Genomic DNA, 16,523 nt, shown 5'->3' with positions numbered 1-16,523 from the left:
ACCGAGGAGGAGGGCACTCATGGACCCCTACACCACCGCACCGCGCCGCAGCCGCTGGCGCCGGGGCGTCTACGCGGCCGGGCTCGTCATCCCCTTCACCGCGTCCCAGCTGTGGGCACTGCTGGTGCTGCTGCGGCTCGCGCCGCTCGACGGGCTGGTCGGCCAGGCGTTCGTCCTGGTCCTGCTGGGGTCGGCCGTCGCGATCTGGGCGGGGTGGCGCTGGACCTGGCAGCTCGGCCGGGACCGCGACCGCCTGCCCGAGCGCGACCCGAAGACCCGGATCCCGACATGACGCCCGGACCGGCGATCGTCGCGGCCCTCGTGCTCGGCGTCGCCGCCGGCCGTCTCGCACGCCACCTCGGCGGCCTGCTGCGCCGCCGGCCGACCGGAAGGACCACGGAAATGACCAGCAGGCAAGCGTCGTTCCCCGCCCGGCTCTACCACTGGCGCTGGGAGATCCTGGCGGTGACGCTGCTCCCGTACGGCCTGGTGACGTTCGCGCTGTGGGCCGGCCCGCTGCGGGCGTCGGCGGTCTTCGCCGCCGCGGCCGGCGTGGCGGTGCTGCGCCGCCGCCGGGTGTGGGCGCGGATCCGGGCGATCCGGCTGCAGCACCGGCTGCGGGCGGCGTTCCCGCTGCTGCGCCTGCCCGGCGGTCACCCGGCGATCCTGTGGTCCCGGCCCCGCGGCGGTGACGTCGTCGTGTCGCTGTTCGGCCGGGAGGCGTTCGAGCACCTGCACCGGCAGCGCGCGGTCCTCGCGGCCGCGTGCGCGGTACCGCAGGTGTACGTCGACCGGCACCCGAAGTACGCGAGCCTCGTGACGCTGACCATCAGCCCGACCGAGGCACCGCGGGAACCGGGCCGCGCCGTCCTGCCGAGCAACGTCGTGCCGCTGCGGGCGCACAGCTGAAGCCACCGGGCCCGGCGTCCCGCCGCCGGGCCCGGCGCACAGCGACCGCACAGGGCGGTCACACGATCACCAAAGCGGCGCCCGCGACCGTGGAGGCATGACAGCCACCGCCTCCGCAGCACGGCCCGGGCGCGCCCCGGTCGATCCGGCCGGCCCGCAGCCGGTTCTCGACGTCGTCATCCCGGTCCACAACGAAGAGTCCGACCTCGAGCCGTGCATCCGCCGGCTGCACGCGCACCTGGCGCGGCACTTCGCCTACCCGTACCGGATCACCATCGCCGACAACGCGAGCACCGACGCGACGCTGCGGGTGGCCGCGGGACTGGCCGCCGAGTTCCCCGAGGTGGCCGTCCACCACCTCGGCGAAAAAGGCCGCGGCCGGGCGCTGAACGCCGTCTGGCGCGCCTCCGACGCCGCCGTGCTGGCCTACATGGACGTCGACCTCTCCACCGATCTCGCCGCGCTCGGGCCGCTCGTCGCGCCGCTGCTGTCCGGGCACTCCGACCTCGCCATCGGCAGCAGGCTCGCCCGGGGGGCGCGCGTCGTGCGGGGCCCGAAACGCGAGTTCGTTTCCCGCTGCTACAACCTGATCCTGCGCTCGACGCTCGCCGCGAAGTTCAGCGACGCGCAGTGCGGCTTCAAGGCGATCCGCGCCGACGTCGCCCGCGAGCTGCTGCCGCACGTGGTGGACACCGGCTGGTTCTTCGACACCGAGCTGCTCGTGCTGGCGCAGCGGGCCGGGCTGCGGATCCACGAGGTGCCCGTCGACTGGGTCGACGATCCGGACTCGTCGGTCGACATCGTCAAGACGGCCGCCGAGGACCTCAAAGGCATCCTGCGGGTCACGAAGGCCACGCTCACCGGCGAGATCCCGGTCAGCAGGCTGCGCGAGCAGCTCGGCAGGCAGCCGATCGGCGTCGACGCGCCCGGTGTGCCGCCGCGGCTGGTGACGCAGCTGGTCCGGTTCGCCGCGATCGGCGCCGGCAGCACGCTCGCCTACCTGGTGTTGTTCCTGCTGCTGCGCACGGTCCTCGGCGCGCAGCCGGCGAACTTCGCCGCGCTGCTGGTGACCGCGGTCGGCAACACCGCGCTCAACCGCAGGCTCACCTTCGGCATCCGCGGGCGCGCCGGCGCCGGGCGCCACCAGTTCGAGGGCCTGATCGTGTTCGGCCTCGGGCTCGCGCTGACCAGCGGCGCACTGGCCCTGCTCGACGGATCCACCACGCCCGGCCTCGTGCTGGAGCTCACCGTGCTCGTGACGGCGAACCTCGCCGCGACCGTGCTGCGGTTCCTGCTCCTGCGCGGCTGGGTCTTCAACCCGCGCCGCCAGGCCGCTTCCCGGAAGGAACGCCCATGACCGCCGTCCTGACCACCGAGGTGCCGCCGGAACCCCGGCACCGCAAGGAATCCGCGGCCCACGCACCGCCGCGCTGGGTCCGCCCGGCCGTGTTCGGGCTGCTGGCCGCGACCGCGGTGCTGTACTTCCGGAACCTCACCGCGTCCGGCTACGGGAACTCGTTCTACGCCGCCGCCGTGCAGGCCGGGACGCAGAGCTGGAAGGCGTGGCTGTTCGGCTCGCTCGACTCGGGCAACGTGCTGACGGTCGACAAACCGCCCGCGGCCCTGTGGGTCGCGACCGCCTTCGCCCGGATCTTCGGGTTCTCCGGCTTCACCGTGCTGGCCCCGCAGGCCCTGATGGGCGTCGCCTCGGTCGGGATCCTGTACCTGACGGTGAGACGGACGGCGGGCCCGGTCGCCGGGCTCATGGCGGGCGCGCTGCTGGCCGTGACGCCGGTCGCCGCGCTGATGTTCCGGTTCGACAACCCCGACGCGCTGCTCGTGCTGCTGATGGTCGCCGGTGCCTACTTCGTCGTGCGCGCCACGGAAACCGCGAGCCCGCGCTGGCTCGCGCTGGCCGGTGTCGCGCTCGGCTTCGGCTTCCTGACGAAGATGATGCAGGCGTTCCTGGTGCTGCCGGCGTTCGGTCTCGCGTACCTGATCGCCGCGCCGGCCTCGCTCGGCAGGCGGCTGCTGCACCTCGGCGGCGCGGTCGTCGCGCTGGTCGCCTCGGCGGGCTGGTACGTCGCGCTGGTGGACCTGTGGCCGGCGGCGTCGCGGCCCTACATCGGCGGGTCCGAAGGGAACAGCCTGCTGGAACTGGCGTTGGGCTACAACGGGTTGTCCCGCATCTTCGGCGGCGGCGACGGCGGCGGCCCGGGCGGCGGTGGTGGCTTCGGCGGCGGGAACACCGGTTTCGGCGGAGCCGCCGGGCTGTTCCGGATGTTCGGTTCGAGCTTCGGCACGGAGATCTCGTGGCTGCTGCCCGCCGCGCTGATCGGGCTGGTGGCCGGCCTGTGGTTCACCCGCCGCGCGCCGCGCACGGATCGGACGCGCCTGGCGCTGGTGCTGTGGGGCGGCTGGCTGGTCGTGACGGCGCTGGTATTCAGCTTCATGAGCGGCATCGTCCACCCGTACTACTCGGTGGCGCTGGCCCCGGCGATCGCGGCGCTGGTCGCGATCTCGGGCCGGGCGCTGTGGCAGGGCCGGGCGAACCCCGCGCCGCGGGCGGTGCTGGCCGGAATGGTCGTGACGACGGCCGTGTGGTCGTTCATCCTGCTCGACCGGACCCCGGACTGGTTGCCGGCGCTGCGCTGGATCGTCGCGGTGCTCGGCGTGCTCACCGGGACGGTGCTGGTGATGGGCGTGCCCGCGCCCCGGAAGGCGGCCGCGGTCGTGGCGGCGGTGGCGCTGGCGCTCGGCGCCTCGACCGCGGCGTACGGCGCCGAGACGGCGTCGGTGGCGCACAGCGGCTCGATCCCGACGTCGGGACCGACATCGAGCGCGATGAGCGGCTTCGGCGGCGGCCCGGGTGAGGAGTCGTCCTCGAGCGAGGTCGCGGCGTTGCTGGCGAAGACGACGACGAAGTGGGCCGCAGCGACGACGGGCTCGCAGAGCGCGGCGGCACTGGAGCTGGCGAGCGGCAAGGCGGTGATCGGCATCGGCGGCTGGAGCGGCACCGACCCGGCGCCCACGCTCGCCGAGTTCAAGGCGTACGTCGCCGCGGGCGAGATCGAGTACTACGTCGACGGCGGCCGCGGTGGCGGCCCGGGCGGCGGGTCGAGCGAGATCACGGCGTGGGTGACGGCGAACTTCACCGCCACCACGGTCGGCGGCCGGACGGTCTACGACCTGCGCAGCTGACCCGGCGCGAAGGCCCGGGCTCCGCCGGGAGCCCGGGCCTTTCCGCGACAGCAGCGGCGAACCGAGCACCGCGGGCCACACCACCGCGGCCCACGAACTCCCCGTCCGCGAACAGTTCACCCACACCGGTGAAATCGCCCGCGTCCACCAGGAATGCGTACGACAGAATCGGGTTTCCGAGCGCGCGGTGATCGTCCATTCCGGGGATCGTGTCCGCGGCACGGCGAAATCTCAGACGCCCCACAGGTTTCGCGCGGACCATGGAAGCCGTGAGGGGATGAGGAGGCCGCGATGACCGTCACACGTCCGGGGTACCCGCGCTGGCACACCGCGAACGCGCAGGGGCCGCGCTCGCTCAACGCCGACGCCGTCGGGGCGTACGCCGCCGCCGGTGGACCCGGCATCGTCTTCGCGCTCGCCGACGGTGTCGGGGACGACGCCGCCGCGGCGCTGGCCGCCCGGACCGCCGCCGCGGCCGCCGCCCGCACTGCTGTCCACAAAGGACCGGTCGAGGCCGTGCTCACCGCCGGGCGCGCGGTGCGGGAACGGACCCTCGGGGACGCGGTCCTGGTCGTGGCCATGCCGGCCGAGCGCGGCGGTTACCGCATCGCCTGGGCCGGGGACGCCCGCGCGTATTCCTGGGACGGCACCACGCTCGCCCGCCTGACCACCGACCACACGCTGGCCGAGTACTTCCGCGCCCGCCACCAGCCGGTGACGCCGCGGATGGAGCACGTGGTCACCACGAGCGTCCGCACTGCCGGGCCGGACGAGATCGGCACCGCCGAGACGACGTCCACCGGCCTGCTGCTGACCAGCGACGGCGTCCACAAGCCCCTCGGCGGTAGCGGGATCCGGGCCGTGCTGGCCCGGCCGGGCACCGGCGCCGCCGAGCTCGTCGAAGCCGCGCTCGCCCGCGGCGGCTCGGACAACGCGACCGCCGTCTACGTCGAACCCGTGGCGGCCGACGTCACGACGGAACGATTTCCCGTCGCCGCGTGAACCGGGGCCCGGTGACATTTTCCGGCCAATCCGCGAGAATCCGTGGCCTATTCATCACGGTGTGTTTACTCTGGTGACCCGATGTGTCCGAGGTCCACCTGGGGGAGTACACACCGATGGTCGATGCGGATCATTCCGGTCCGGTCCTGCTGACCCGCCGCCTGCTGTGGAACGGCGTCGCCGGCAAGCCACCCCGCCGCCAGCCGGTGGTGCTGCTGCTGGGCCCGGTGGGCGCGGGCAAGTCGCACGCGCTCACCGAGATCGCCGACCACCTCGGCTGGGGTGTCGTGCACGCCAGGTTCGACTTCGCCGGGGACGACCCGAGCCCGGTCGACGTGCTGATCAGGCTGGCCTACAACCTCTCCCGCAAGTGGCGGCACCGGGCGCAGCCACGGTTCCTCCGCTTCACCGTCGCCCTGATCGCCGTGGGCGCCGAGCTGTCCACCACCGATCGCCGCCGGGACAAGGAAACGCTGCGCCGGCTGCTCGTGGAATTCAAGCGCAGCCGCTGGCCCGGCCGGCTCGACCCGCTGGTGCGCGTCCTGGCCGGGACGGCGGCCCGCGCGGTGCCCGCCCCCTTCGGCGACGCCTTCGCCGCCGAGGTCCCCGCCCTGATCCAGACGATCCGGCCGCGCCTGGGCCAGGTCCTGCGCTCGCTGACGGAGTTCGACCGGTTCAAGAGCGGCGACGCCCTCGACGCGCTGGTCGACCTCAACTGGCTGGCCCGCGGCCGCGAGCCGGACCCCGACGGCGTCACGGCGTGGCTGACCGAGGCTTTCCTCGCCGACGTCCGGGAAAACCACCGCCGGATGTCCGCCCCGGAACGGCACAGCCCCTGCGACTGCGACAACCCAGAGAAGCTGCCGCACGTGCACAACTGGGTGGTGCTGCTGGACGACGTCGACCACGCCGGCGGCCTGGCGTTCCTCAAGGCGCTGACGGCGGCGCGGGAGGCGTTCCGGCGCCGCAACGGCGACCGCGGGACCGGCGACCCGCTGCTGGTCGTGGCCACCAGCGGCAAGTGGGACGGCGAATGGGAGCGCGAGCTCGCCCGCGCCTGGCGCCCGCCGTGGCAGCCGGCCGGCCCGGCGGCCCGGGTCGTGCCCAGCTGCCGCGACGCCTCCTACGACGACTGGGCCGAGCACCCGGAGCACGCGCGTCCGTCCGGCTACTACCCCGTGCTGCTCGAACCCCTCGACGTCCACGAGGTGGCGGGGCTGCTCGGCGAGCACGTCCCGCGCGCGACGGCCGCATTCGTCCACCGGGCCAGTGGCGGCCTGCCGAAGGCGGTGAAGCAGCTCGCGCGGACGCTCGGCGACGCCCCGGTCCGCGACGGCGCCCGTGACGTCCTCGGCACCGCCGGGCCGGATCCGTGGCGCACCTGGCTGTCCGAGCTGAAGTTGTCCACTGTGGACACCGACGCGCTGGTCACGGCCGCGCCGTTCGCCACCGCGCCGTGGCTGGTGCCGCTGCCCGAGCACGGCCTGGTCGGCCAGCCGCACGTCGGGCCGATCCTCACCGAACTGCGGGCGTCGCTGTGGGTCAGCGCGCCGGGCACCGGCGGCGGCACCCCCGACCACGTCACGCTGCACCCGTGGCCGGCCGGCAACCTCGTGTCCGCGCTGGCGCGGCGCGGCGAAGGCGCCGGGCCGACCTACGCGGCCCAGTTCGCCGCGCTGCGCGACGCCCCGGGCTCCGACGACGTCCGGCGCGCGTACTGCCTGCTCGCCCTCGGCGAGTTCGCGGACGTGGTGGACCTGTTCGAACGGGACTTCCCGAAGCTGCCGCACCGCGAGTGGGTCGACCGGCTCACCGTCGTGGTGCACGCCCCGGACGCCCAGCCGCTCGACGAGGATTACGAGCGGCTCTACGGCAAGCTCGTCGACGCCGACGTCACGCGGAAACCGGAGGGCCGCACGGAAATCCGCAACAACCTCGCCCGCCTGCTCGCCGCGAGCTGGCTGAGCGCGAACCCGTTCGCGGTGCGCGGCCCGGACCAGAACCAGGACATCGGCACGGCGCTGACGGCGCTGTCGTCGAAGTCCCAGCGGGCGGACACCAAGGCCCTCGACGACACCGCCACCCTCGCCTTCCGCGGCCTCTGGCCCTGACGCGCCGAAACGGAATCCCGATGCCCCGCACCGCGTTGTTCGACCGCCTCGCCCCGGGCAGCCGGCCCGCCCTGCCGCCCGTCCGGCCGCGGAGCCTGCTGCACCGGCACTGGATCGCGGTCACGGTCGTCGGCGTGCTCGTGCTGGCCGCCCTGCTCGCGTGGACCCGCCCGTGGGAGCGGTGCGGCGCCGGCCTGACCGCGACCGGCGACGTCTGCGTCGGCCTGGCCCTCGAGTCGGGGCCGCTGCGCGACGACGATCCCCTCGCCGACGTCGAGGCCCTGATCGCCGACCGCAACGCCCGCGCCGGCGACACGTTCAAGACCATCGTGGTGCTGGAGAACCTGACGCCCGACCCGGACACCGACAGCACGCCGATCGAGTTCATCAGGCACGAGATCCAGGGCGCGATCGCCGCGGCCTGGCCGCGCCCGGACTCCGCGGGCGTCAAGCTGCTCCTGGCGAACTTCGGTGGCAGCGCCGAGCACTGGCGCGAAGCGGTCGACCGGATCGTCGAAAACGCTGACAGCCAGCACATCGCGGCCGTGACCGGGATCGGCATCAGCCTGCAGAACACCCGCGACGCGATCGCCGAGCTGTCCCGCCACGGGATCGTCACGATCGGCGCGACGGTGACCGCGGACGACCTGAACACCGACGCCGACGGCAAGCCGATCAAGAACTTCTTCCGCGTCGGGCCGACGAACAGCGACGAGGCCCACGCCGCGGTCAACTACATCGCGAAGCTGCCGAAGCAGCGCACGATGCTCGTGGCGGACGTCAACGAGGCCGACACCTACGCCGGAACACTGGCGAAGGCGTTCACCGGCCAGCGGCTGGTGCCGATCGCGTTCTCGAAGAAGTACGACTCGCTGGAGGGTCAGCTCACCGGCACCAGCCGCGACGGCTACCTGCAGAAACTGTTCCGCGGCATGCATTCCGACATCTGCAACGCCCAGCCGGACGTCATCTACTTCGCCGGCCGCGGCGTCGACCTGCGCTCGTTCGTCCACGCGCTGTCCGACGACGGCGCCTGCCAGGGCCTCCGCTCGGTCACGGTGATCTCCGGCGACGACACGGCGACGCTCGTGGGCTCGAAGCTGCCGCTGGACGGCGACATCGCCGTCACGCCGCTGTACACCGCGCTCGCCTACCCCGACCAGTGGAAGATGTTCACCGGCAACGAGGCCGCGCTGACCTACCAGCAGAACTACACGGACTTCATCAACGCGTTCACGGGCACGCACGAGTTCACCCGGGAGGACCTCTCCGACGGCGCGGCGATGATCGAGCACGACGCCGTGGCCACCGCGGTCGCGGCGGCCGAGCGGGATCCGTCGTCCAGCTCGCGGTCGGTGACGAACTTCGTCGCGGAGATCGACTGCAACTCCGCCGTGCCCGGGGCCACCGGCTTCATCGCGTTCCGCCAGGACGGTGGCAACCAGATCGACAAGGTGCTGCCGATCCTGCGGATCCAGGCCGACGGGACGACCGCCCCGGTCGACCTCGTCTGGTCGCAGGGGCGGCCGCTGGACACCTCACCGTCCTGCACTTCGTGACCGCTTCAGCTGCCGGTATTCGCGCAGCACGAGGACGATGATCACCACGTCGAGCGCGGCGAAGAACGGCAGCGCGATCGAGTGCGTGTGGAACGCGCGGATGATCTCGTAGACGACGAAGGCGGCGAGGACCAGCGCGGCGACCGGGTAGGCCCGCACGATCTTGCGCGCCAGCGCCCAGACCAGGGCGAGCTTGATCAGGCCGTGCGCGAGCAGGTAGGCGACGGCGAAGGTCTTCGTGTCGCCGTGGAGGAAGTTCTCCGTCGCCGACTGGAGGTGCCGCGCGAGTGTGCCTGCGGGGTCGCCGAGCAGGTCGCGCGTGACCACGGCGTGGGTGAACCCGCTGACGGTCGACGCGGGGACCAGCGCCAGGATCAGCGCCCCGGCGACCTGCAGGGCGCCGTCGAGGCCCTTGATCGCGATCGCGATCCGGAAGAACCGCTCGGTCGCCGTCGTCTTCGTGTCGGACATGCCACCACCTCAGCACGAACGGCTGGTCCGTGCACGTGGAGGCACCTTTCGCCCCATTCGTGCCGTGCTGCCGGGCCCCGCGCCAGGCTCAGCCCACGGCGGTCTCCACCCGCACCACGTCTTCCGCGAACGCGATCGCCGCCTTCGCGCCTTCGTCGCCGAAGATCGGGCCGTTCGTGTACAGGCCGTCGATGATGAACATGATGCGGTCCGCGAGCCGTTCCGGGTCGGGGGCCGGGGTCCGGGCCGCCAGCCGGCGCAGCTGCGTGCGCACGCGGACGAAGTGGTCCATCGACAGGCGGTGGGCCGGGTGCTCGCGCTCCGGGAACTCGGCGAACGTGTTGCGCAGCGGGCAGCCCCGCGACCCCGGCACGTTGATCCGCACCCCGACCTCGCGCACCAGCTCCACCAGCTGCCGCTCCGGACCGTCCGCGGCGGCTTCCGCGGACGCGACGATCGTGTCCCAGTCGCCGCTGCAGCGCGCCAGGTAGGCCACCACCAGTTCGTCCTTGCTCGCGAACTGGCTGTAGAGCAGATTCTTGCCGCAGCCGCATTCGTCGATGATCTGCTGCAGCCCCACGGCGTGCACCCCGTACTGGTTGAACAGCCGGGTGGCGGTTTCGAGGATGCGCTCACGAGCATCCGGCGTCGGCTTGCGCGGCATGTCCGCCATCGTACCGGACCGAATGGTCCACATCCTGGATTCCCGGTTGACAGCACCCTGGACGCGCGGCCATGATTCGGACCGTTCGGTCCCGGACCGATCGGTCCGACTCATCCCGGGGGTTCCCTTGACTGTTTCCGCCTCTCCGGCCGCGGTCCACGACCGCCTCACCCCGCGCGCCCGCGGGCTGCTCCTCGTGCTGTGCGGCGCGATGTTCCTCGACGCGCTCGACGTCTCGATGAAGGGTGTCGCGCTGCCCTCCATCGGCGGCGAGCTCGGCATGTCCACCGGCGCCCTGCAGTGGGTCGTCAGCGGCTACGTCCTCGGCTTCGGCGGGTTCCTGCTGCTCGGCGGCCGTGCCGCCGACCTGCTGGGCCGCCGCCGGATGCTGATCGGCGCGCTGGTCGTCTTCGCCGTCGCCACCGCGCTCGGCGGCTTCGCCACCAGCGGGCCGCTGCTCATCGCGGCGCGGTTCCTCACCGGCGTCAGCGCCGCGTTCAGCGCGCCCGCCGGCTTCTCGATCATCACGACGAGCTTCGCCGAGGGCCCGGTCCGCAACAAGGCGCTCTCGATCTACACCGCGACCGGCGCGACCGGGTTCTCGCTCGGGCTCGTCGCGGGCGGCCTGCTCACCGAGGTCAGCTGGCGCTGGGTGTTCCACGCGCCGGTCCTCGTCGCGCTGGCCACGCTGCTCGGCGCGCTGGCCGTCGTCCCGCGCTCGCCCGCGGCCGGCGGACGCGGCTTCGACATCGCCGGCTCCGCGCTGATCACCACGGCGATGCTGCTCCTGGTGTTCACGCTGGTCGAGGCCCCGAACGCGGGCTGGGCGTCGGTGCGGACCCTCGGCTCGCTCGCGGCCGTGGCGGTGCTGCTGACCGCGTTCGCCGTGCTCGAACGGCGGGTGGCGAGCCCGCTGGTGCGGCTGGGCATCCTGCGCTCCGGCGCGCTGGTGCGGGCGAACGTCGCGGCGATGTCGCTGCTCGGCGGCTGGGTCAGCGCGTTGTTCGTCATCACGCTGTACCTGCAGGACTTCCGCGGCTGGTCGGCGTGGGAGACCGGGCTGGCCGTGTGCCCGAGCGGGGTCGTCGTGGCGATCCTCGCGCCGCGGATCGCCGCGCCGCTGGTCGGCCGGTACGGCTCGGGCCGCGTCGCCCTCGCGGGCCTGGTCTCGTCGGTGGCGGCGTACGCGCTGCTGCAGTTCCTGGACGGCTCGATCGGCTACGCGACGCTGATGCTGCCCGCGATGCTGCTGGTGGGCGTCGCCTTCACGCTCACCTACGGCCCGCTGACCATGGCGGCCGCGGACAGCGTCCCGGCGGCCGACCAGGGACTGGCCGGCGGGCTCGTGAACACGGCGTTCCAGGTCGGGCCGGCGCTCACGCTGGGAGTGGTGTCGGCGGTCCTGGCCACCGGCGCCGACCTGCGCGTCGCACTGGTGGTTCCGCTGGTCGTGGCCGTGCTGGGGGTGGCCGCGATGCTCCCGTCCCTGCGCCGCGCCTGAAAGCCGTGACGGCCTCCTCGCCGCGAGGAGGCCGTCACGGCCGGTGTCACACGCCGGGCGGCGCCGCCTGCGTGCCCCAGTCGGCCGGGGTGTCGCTCAGGCGGAACTGGATCTTGCCCGCACGCAATAGATCGTCGTGCGAAATCCAGCTGCGGGCGTAGCCGCGGTGCCCGATCTGGACGTCCTTCGTGTACTGCAGCTTCGACGCGCTCGCGCCGGGCGCCTCGATCTCGATCTTGTGCCCGCCGGACGGCCGGATCTCGACCTTCTCGAACATCGGCGTGCTGAGCAGGTACGTCCCGGATCCGGGCTGGGCCTCGAAGACGCCGGTCATGCCGAAGACCAGCCACGACGAGATGGTGCCGAGGTCGTCGTTGCCCGGCATGCCGTACGGCGTGTCGGTGAACAGCGTCCGCGCCGCGCGCAGCACCGCCGACGTCTTCCACGGCGCGCCGGTCCAGCTGTACATCCAGGGCGCGTGCAGGTCTGGCTCGTTGTTCGGGTTGAAGGCGAAGTTGTTGTGGTAGTCGTACGCGCCGTGGACCCAGGAGTCCTTGGCCGCCTTCGCCGGGTCGGTGAGCAGCAGCGGCATGTCGAAGAACGTGTCGAGCCGCTGCTCCGCCTTCGCCGCGCCGCCCATCAAGCCGAACAGCTTCGCGGTGTCCTGCTGGGCGAGCCACTGGTACTGCCACGGCGTGCCCTCGTGGAAACCGGTCGACTTCGCCGGGTCGGGATCGCCGACGCCGGTGCCGTCCGCGGCCTTCGTGCGCGGGAACCCGGTGAAGCCGTGGGATTCGACGCTCGTGTCCCACAGCTTCGCGAAGTTGCCGCAGCGGTCGCGCAGCGTCTTCGCCTTGTCCCCGTAGCCGAGCCCTTGCGCCATTGTGGACAGTGCGCAGTCGGCGAGCGCGTACTCGAGGGTGGCCGAGCCCGCCTGGCGGGTGTCGCCGTAGGTGTAGCCCGGCAGGTCCCGGTAGCCGATCCAGCCGTTCTTCACGTAGGTCGGGTTGCCGTCACGGCCGCGGAAGATCGACTGGTCCACAGGGACTTCGTTGGCGTTGCGCCACAAGGCGTCGAACAGCTGACGCGCGGTGCGGTCGTCGAGCAGGCCGCGGCGGTAGTTGTCGACCACCCACGGCGTGACCGGGTCGCCGCTCATCACGTTCGTCTCGCCGCTCGCCAGCGCCCAGCGCGGGACCCAGCCGCCGTCCTGGTAGATCTTGAGGATCGACTTGGTCATGTCCGCGGCCTTGTCCGGGTGCAGCAGCGCGACGAGCTGGTTCTGCGAGCGATAGGTGTCCCAGAGCGAGAACATCTGGTAGTAGGTGTCCCGGCTGCGGTGGACGCGGTCGTCGAAGCCGCGGTATGAACCGTCCACATCGGACCCGACGGACGGGTGCAGCAGCGACCGGTAGAGCGCGCTGTAGTAGGTCCGCTGGTCGGCGGTGGTGCCACCGGCGACGCGCATGCGGTTCAGCTCGTCTTCCCAGGTGTCGTGGGCCGCTTTCCGCGCTTTGCCGAAGGACTCGGGCTGCTCGGCGCCGCGGTTGAGCCGGGCGCCGTCGATCGAGGTGTAGGAGAGGCCGACGGAGGCGCCGACCTGGTTCTTGCTCGTGTCGAAGGTCAGCCACGCACCGGTGCGCCGGCTGCCGAGCTCGGCGTCGCGCCGGTTCGCGGTCAGCTTGTCGTCGGTCCAGGTGCCGAAACCGGTGAACTTGCGGTCGAACTTGGCGCTGAAGAAGACCTTGTAGCGCTCTTTCTGGGTTTCCCAGCAGAAGTTGCCGCCCTGCAGCCAGCCCTCGACGGTGTCGTCGCCGACGACGTGGACGTCGCCGGCGTAGGTGTAGCCGTTGCTCTCACCGACCTCGATGAGGACGTTCTCGCTGGTGGCGTCGCCGGGGAAGGTGTAGCGGTGCTGCCCGGTGCGCTGGGTGGCGGTCAGCTCGGCGTCGATGCCGTTGCCGAGCTTGACGCCGTAGTACCCCGGTTGGCGGGTTTCGTCGGCGTGACTGAACTTGGCCCCGTACTGGGCGGGATCGCTGCTGGTGACGGCGCCGGTGGTGGGCATGAACCGGAAGTTGCCCATGGTCTGGCAGCCGACGCCGGAAAGGTGGGTGTGGCTGAACCCGAGGACGGCGTCCTGGGCGTAGTCGTAGGACGCGTACTTCTTGAGCTGGGTGTCGGGGCTGAGCTGCACCATCCCGAAGGGCGTGGTGGCGCCGGGGAAGGTGGTGCCGTCCCCGTTGTTCCCGATCGACGTGTCGACGAGAGCGGTGGGATCATCGGCGAACCTCGGCCCGGCGGCCTGGGCGGGATTCGCGAGGGCCACCGAGGTGGCCCCGGCGAGCAGGGTGGCAAGGACGCGCGTCCGCGCTCTCATCCGTCTCCTCCTGACAACGTTGTCACATACACGGTGGGATCTTTTCCGTTGTCCACCGGACAAATCAACCCCCAGGCCCCAAGCGCCCCAATGTGGCCTTCGGTGCGTCGGACGCACCCAAGGCGGCCTTCGGTGCGTGTGACGCAACCAAGGCCGCCTTGGGGCGCTTGCCCCGTCAGCGCCGGCAGGTGACCGGAGGACGAGGGCGGGCGCAAGCCGCGGCATAGGTGTCGCGGAGCTCGGTGATCACCACGGCGGGCTCGGTCCGCAGACGGCTCGGGAGCGTCTGCAGGCAGACGATCCCCGCTGCGGAGTATCGCGCGTTGCGGGCCAACGTCGTCGCGTAGTGGTCACCACCCTCGTGGTAGTTGCGCGAGTCGATCTCCCAGGCGAACGCGACGTCTTCACACCAGGCGTCCGGCTTCGCGATGAAGCCGCCATGCCGGTCGAAAACGCTGACGTTCCATTCGGCCGCGGGCAGGCCCGAGTGCTTCCAGACCTCCCAGGCGTCGGCCTCGGCCACCGACTCCGCACCCTGGAGAAGCGCCTGTAGGGCTCGTCGCGGGATGGCGGAACCCCGCTGGCTGCCCCGGCTCAGCTCGCGATCGAGCTGCTCGGGCGTGCAACGTCTCCGCTGCACGGCCTCCGCCAGCATTCCCTGCACGACGTCGAAGTCACGAATCCGCCGGGCACCGTCCAAGACCGCCCGATGCACGGGAGCGATCGGCAGGCCGTCCCGGATCACGGCGTTCGGCAGCCGGGTGGTTCGCTCCACGAGCGCGAAGCCCGCACTGCCGACCTCGCGTTGGTGCGGTACCAGGAGGTGAACCTGGTGCGGGTCCGGCGTCTGACAGAGGCCGTGGCGACGCAGCGCCCACAGTCCGGTGACCATGGAACGCCCGCCACCGCGGAGGAGGCCGGCTCTCAGCCGTTGCTCGTCGCTGGGTTCCGAAGGGTGCGGCAGGATGGTCCAGGTTGCTCGGTACATGCCCCGAGAATGATCACGACGTCCCGACAAAAACCGCGCGAAGCCGGCCGCGAACGGTCGAATCCGGCCCATTTCCGACCGAAATCCACCGTTCGCGCGCACCGGAGCGGGTCAGATCTGGTGGGTGACGTGGCCCGCCAGGATGGTGGCCGTCACCGGGAGGCCGCGCAGGTCCGATGGCGACAGCGCTGAGGGGTCCGCCGCCGTCACCATCAGGTCCGCCACGTCGCCCACCGCCACTCCCCGGCGGCCGCCCGACGATGCCGCCAAGGCGTCCGGCAGGGAAATCGCCTGCTCCGGGTGCCACGGTGGGCGGTCGTCGTCCGTGCGGGCGATCGCCGACGCTATTCCGTCCCACGGGTCAAGCGGCGCCACCGGGGCGTCCGAGCCGAACTCCAGGCGGGCTCCCGACTCCAGCAGCGACCGGTACGGGAACGCCCGCGCCGTGCGGCCGTGCCAGTGGCGGTCCGCGACGTCGCGGTCGTCCGGCTGGTGGGCGGGCTGGACCGACGCGATCACGCCCAGCTCGGCGAACCGCGGCACGTCGGACGGCGCCAGCAGCTGCGCGTGCTCGATCCGGCCCGGGCAGCCGACCTCCTCGAACGCGTCCAGCGCGATCGTGTTCGCCCGGTCGCCGATCGCGTGGACCGCCGGGATCAGCCCGTGGTCGAACGCGCGCCGCAGCAACGGGACCAGCGAATCCGGCGGGAGCTCCAGCGATCCCGCCGAATCGCTGCCCGGGTACGGATCGTGGCAGTACGCCGTGCGCGTGTTGAGCGAACCGTCCACGAACAGCTTGTACGGCCCGACCGTCAGCCGCCCGCCCGAGTCCGGCAGCACGTCGCCCGTGCGGTGGCCGCGCTCGATGGTCTGGTCCAGCAGGTGCTTCGCGATCACGCACGAGATCCGGGCCGCCGGTGCTCCCCGGCGCGTCCAGTCCGCCACCGTGTCCGCGTACTCGTAGTCGACGATCTGCGTGACGCCCCGCGCGGCCGCCGCGGACACCGCTTCCGCCACCCAGCGGTCCTGGACGTCGATCGCGGCCGTCGGCAGCTGGGCCGTCGCGCTCATGCAGTCGTTTTCCAGCAGCACACCCGTCGGGTGGTCGCGGCCGATCAGCTTCAGCGCCGCCGGGCTCAGCCACAGCGTGTGCAGGTCCGCGCTGAACAGCGCCACCGCGCGGCCCGGCAACGCCCGCTGCAGCAGGCCCTTGTGCGGCTTGTCCGGCCAGAGCGCGTCACGGAACCCCGCGCCCACCACCAGTTCCGACTGCGGCGCCGGCGTCGCCAGCAGGTGCGCCAGCAGCAGCTCGATCGCCTCGCCCGCCGACCGCGCCGCGTCCAGCGGGATCCGGCGGCGCGAAGTCGCCCACTGCACGAGGTGGACGTGCGCGTCCACCAACCCCGGCAGCAGCGTGCCGCCGTGCCCGTCGACGACCCGCGCGGCGAACCCGGGCGAACCCGGCTCGGTGATCGCGGTGACGCGGCCGTCGTTCACCCGGACGTCCGACAGCTTCCCGCCGAGCCCCGGCCGCACGCGGCGCAGCAGCAGATCATCCATGCGGACCACCTTGCCAGGCCGACCCGTCCGGGTGAAGCATGGCATGAGATGCGGAATTTCTGGGTACTTGCGTAGCGTTCACACCACTGGCAGCCGTCGCCCGCCGAAGGGTCAGGGCCGGTCCATGGGCGCCGCCTTCACAAGCCGCGCAGGGTTCGACTCCCTCGGTTGCCGCTC

13 protein-coding genes are annotated in these 16,523 nt (G+C 72.3%); 8 read left to right on the top strand and 5 right to left on the bottom strand.

The window, feature by feature from the left end:
- Positions 1–19: 19 nt before the first annotated feature.
- From BT341_RS17955 to BT341_RS17920, 7 genes are all read left to right on the top strand, one after another.
- Positions 20–292: a hypothetical protein gene (locus tag BT341_RS17955; RefSeq protein ID WP_072477398.1), complete on the top strand. Its 273-nt coding sequence runs from the start codon at positions 20–22 to the stop codon at positions 290–292.
- The gene (locus BT341_RS17950) at positions 289–909 is read left to right on the top strand and encodes a hypothetical protein (protein WP_177328840.1); all 621 of its coding nucleotides are present in this window, start codon (positions 289–291) and stop codon (positions 907–909) included. The genes BT341_RS17955 and BT341_RS17950 overlap by 4 nt, the downstream gene beginning before the upstream one ends.
- 97 nt (positions 910–1,006) lie before the next feature.
- Positions 1,007–2,266 carry a bifunctional glycosyltransferase family 2/GtrA family protein gene (locus tag BT341_RS17945; protein ID WP_072477397.1) on the top strand — a complete coding sequence of 420 codons (1,260 nt, stop codon included), beginning with the start codon at positions 1,007–1,009 and terminating at the stop codon, positions 2,264–2,266.
- Positions 2,263–4,110, top strand: a complete 1,848-nt coding sequence (locus BT341_RS17940) for a glycosyltransferase family 39 protein (RefSeq protein ID WP_072477396.1) — start codon at positions 2,263–2,265, stop codon at positions 4,108–4,110. Before BT341_RS17945 ends, BT341_RS17940 begins: the two co-directional genes overlap by 4 nt.
- A gap of 291 nt (positions 4,111–4,401) precedes the next feature.
- The gene (locus BT341_RS17930; protein ID WP_072477394.1) at positions 4,402–5,112 is read left to right on the top strand and encodes a PP2C family protein-serine/threonine phosphatase; all 711 of its coding nucleotides are present in this window, start codon (positions 4,402–4,404) and stop codon (positions 5,110–5,112) included.
- A gap of 116 nt (positions 5,113–5,228) precedes the next feature.
- The gene (locus tag BT341_RS17925) at positions 5,229–7,223 is read left to right on the top strand and encodes a hypothetical protein (protein WP_072482020.1); all 1,995 of its coding nucleotides are present in this window, start codon (positions 5,229–5,231) and stop codon (positions 7,221–7,223) included.
- 20 nt (positions 7,224–7,243) lie between these two features.
- Positions 7,244–8,782 carry an ABC transporter substrate-binding protein gene (locus BT341_RS17920; RefSeq protein ID WP_072477393.1) on the top strand — a complete coding sequence of 513 codons (1,539 nt, stop codon included), beginning with the start codon at positions 7,244–7,246 and terminating at the stop codon, positions 8,780–8,782.
- Here BT341_RS17920 and BT341_RS17915 read toward each other — a convergent pair.
- Positions 8,762–9,253 (bottom strand): DUF2127 domain-containing protein, encoded by a 492-nt coding sequence (locus BT341_RS17915; protein ID WP_072477392.1) that lies wholly within the window; start codon positions 9,251–9,253, stop codon positions 8,762–8,764. The two genes, BT341_RS17920 and BT341_RS17915, sit on opposite strands and share 21 nt — an antisense overlap.
- An 88-nt stretch (positions 9,254–9,341) precedes the next feature.
- Positions 9,342–9,917 (bottom strand): TetR/AcrR family transcriptional regulator, encoded by a 576-nt coding sequence (locus BT341_RS17910; protein WP_177328839.1) that lies wholly within the window; start codon positions 9,915–9,917, stop codon positions 9,342–9,344.
- 127 nt (positions 9,918–10,044) lie between these two features.
- On the opposite strand from BT341_RS17910, the gene BT341_RS17905 reads away from it, so the two are divergent.
- Positions 10,045–11,418, top strand: coding sequence for an MFS transporter (locus BT341_RS17905; protein WP_072477390.1), 1,374 nt, complete (start codon positions 10,045–10,047; stop codon positions 11,416–11,418).
- A gap of 46 nt (positions 11,419–11,464) precedes the next feature.
- Here BT341_RS17905 and BT341_RS17900 read toward each other — a convergent pair whose 3' ends face one another.
- The 3 genes from BT341_RS17900 to BT341_RS17890 form a co-directional block, all read right to left on the bottom strand.
- Positions 11,465–13,798 (bottom strand): GH92 family glycosyl hydrolase, encoded by a 2,334-nt coding sequence (locus BT341_RS17900; protein ID WP_245805008.1) that lies wholly within the window; start codon positions 13,796–13,798, stop codon positions 11,465–11,467.
- Between the two features lie 175 nt (positions 13,799–13,973).
- Positions 13,974–14,690 (bottom strand): hypothetical protein, encoded by a 717-nt coding sequence (locus tag BT341_RS17895; protein ID WP_245805007.1) that lies wholly within the window; start codon positions 14,688–14,690, stop codon positions 13,974–13,976.
- Positions 14,691–14,897: 207 nt separating this feature from the next.
- Positions 14,898–16,346, bottom strand: a complete 1,449-nt coding sequence (locus tag BT341_RS17890) for an amidohydrolase (RefSeq protein WP_072477388.1) — start codon at positions 16,344–16,346, stop codon at positions 14,898–14,900.
- Positions 16,347–16,523: the final 177 nt, after the last annotated feature.

The sequence above is a fragment of the Amycolatopsis australiensis genome (assembly GCF_900119165.1).
GTDB lineage: Bacteria > Actinomycetota > Actinomycetes > Mycobacteriales > Pseudonocardiaceae > Amycolatopsis > Amycolatopsis australiensis.
This window is presented reverse-complemented; position numbering and strand designations above follow the sequence as displayed.

Coding starts and splice junctions, on each gene's coding strand:
- BT341_RS17955 (WP_072477398.1), top strand. CDS start 20: ATGGACCCCTACACCACCGCACCGCGCCGCAGCCGCTGGCGCCGGGGC.
- BT341_RS17950 (WP_177328840.1), top strand. CDS start 289: ATGACGCCCGGACCGGCGATCGTCGCGGCCCTCGTGCTCGGCGTCGCC.
- BT341_RS17945 (WP_072477397.1), top strand. CDS start 1,007: ATGACAGCCACCGCCTCCGCAGCACGGCCCGGGCGCGCCCCGGTCGAT.
- BT341_RS17940 (WP_072477396.1), top strand. CDS start 2,263: ATGACCGCCGTCCTGACCACCGAGGTGCCGCCGGAACCCCGGCACCGC.
- BT341_RS17930 (WP_072477394.1), top strand. CDS start 4,402: ATGACCGTCACACGTCCGGGGTACCCGCGCTGGCACACCGCGAACGCG.
- BT341_RS17925 (WP_072482020.1), top strand. CDS start 5,229: ATGGTCGATGCGGATCATTCCGGTCCGGTCCTGCTGACCCGCCGCCTG.
- BT341_RS17920 (WP_072477393.1), top strand. CDS start 7,244: ATGCCCCGCACCGCGTTGTTCGACCGCCTCGCCCCGGGCAGCCGGCCC.
- BT341_RS17915 (WP_072477392.1), bottom strand. CDS start 9,253: ATGTCCGACACGAAGACGACGGCGACCGAGCGGTTCTTCCGGATCGCG.
- BT341_RS17910 (WP_177328839.1), bottom strand. CDS start 9,917: ATGCCGCGCAAGCCGACGCCGGATGCTCGTGAGCGCATCCTCGAAACC.
- BT341_RS17900 (WP_245805008.1), bottom strand. CDS start 13,798: ATGAGAGCGCGGACGCGCGTCCTTGCCACCCTGCTCGCCGGGGCCACC.
- BT341_RS17895 (WP_245805007.1), bottom strand. CDS start 14,690: ATGGTCACCGGACTGTGGGCGCTGCGTCGCCACGGCCTCTGTCAGACG.
- BT341_RS17890 (WP_072477388.1), bottom strand. CDS start 16,346: ATGGATGATCTGCTGCTGCGCCGCGTGCGGCCGGGGCTCGGCGGGAAG.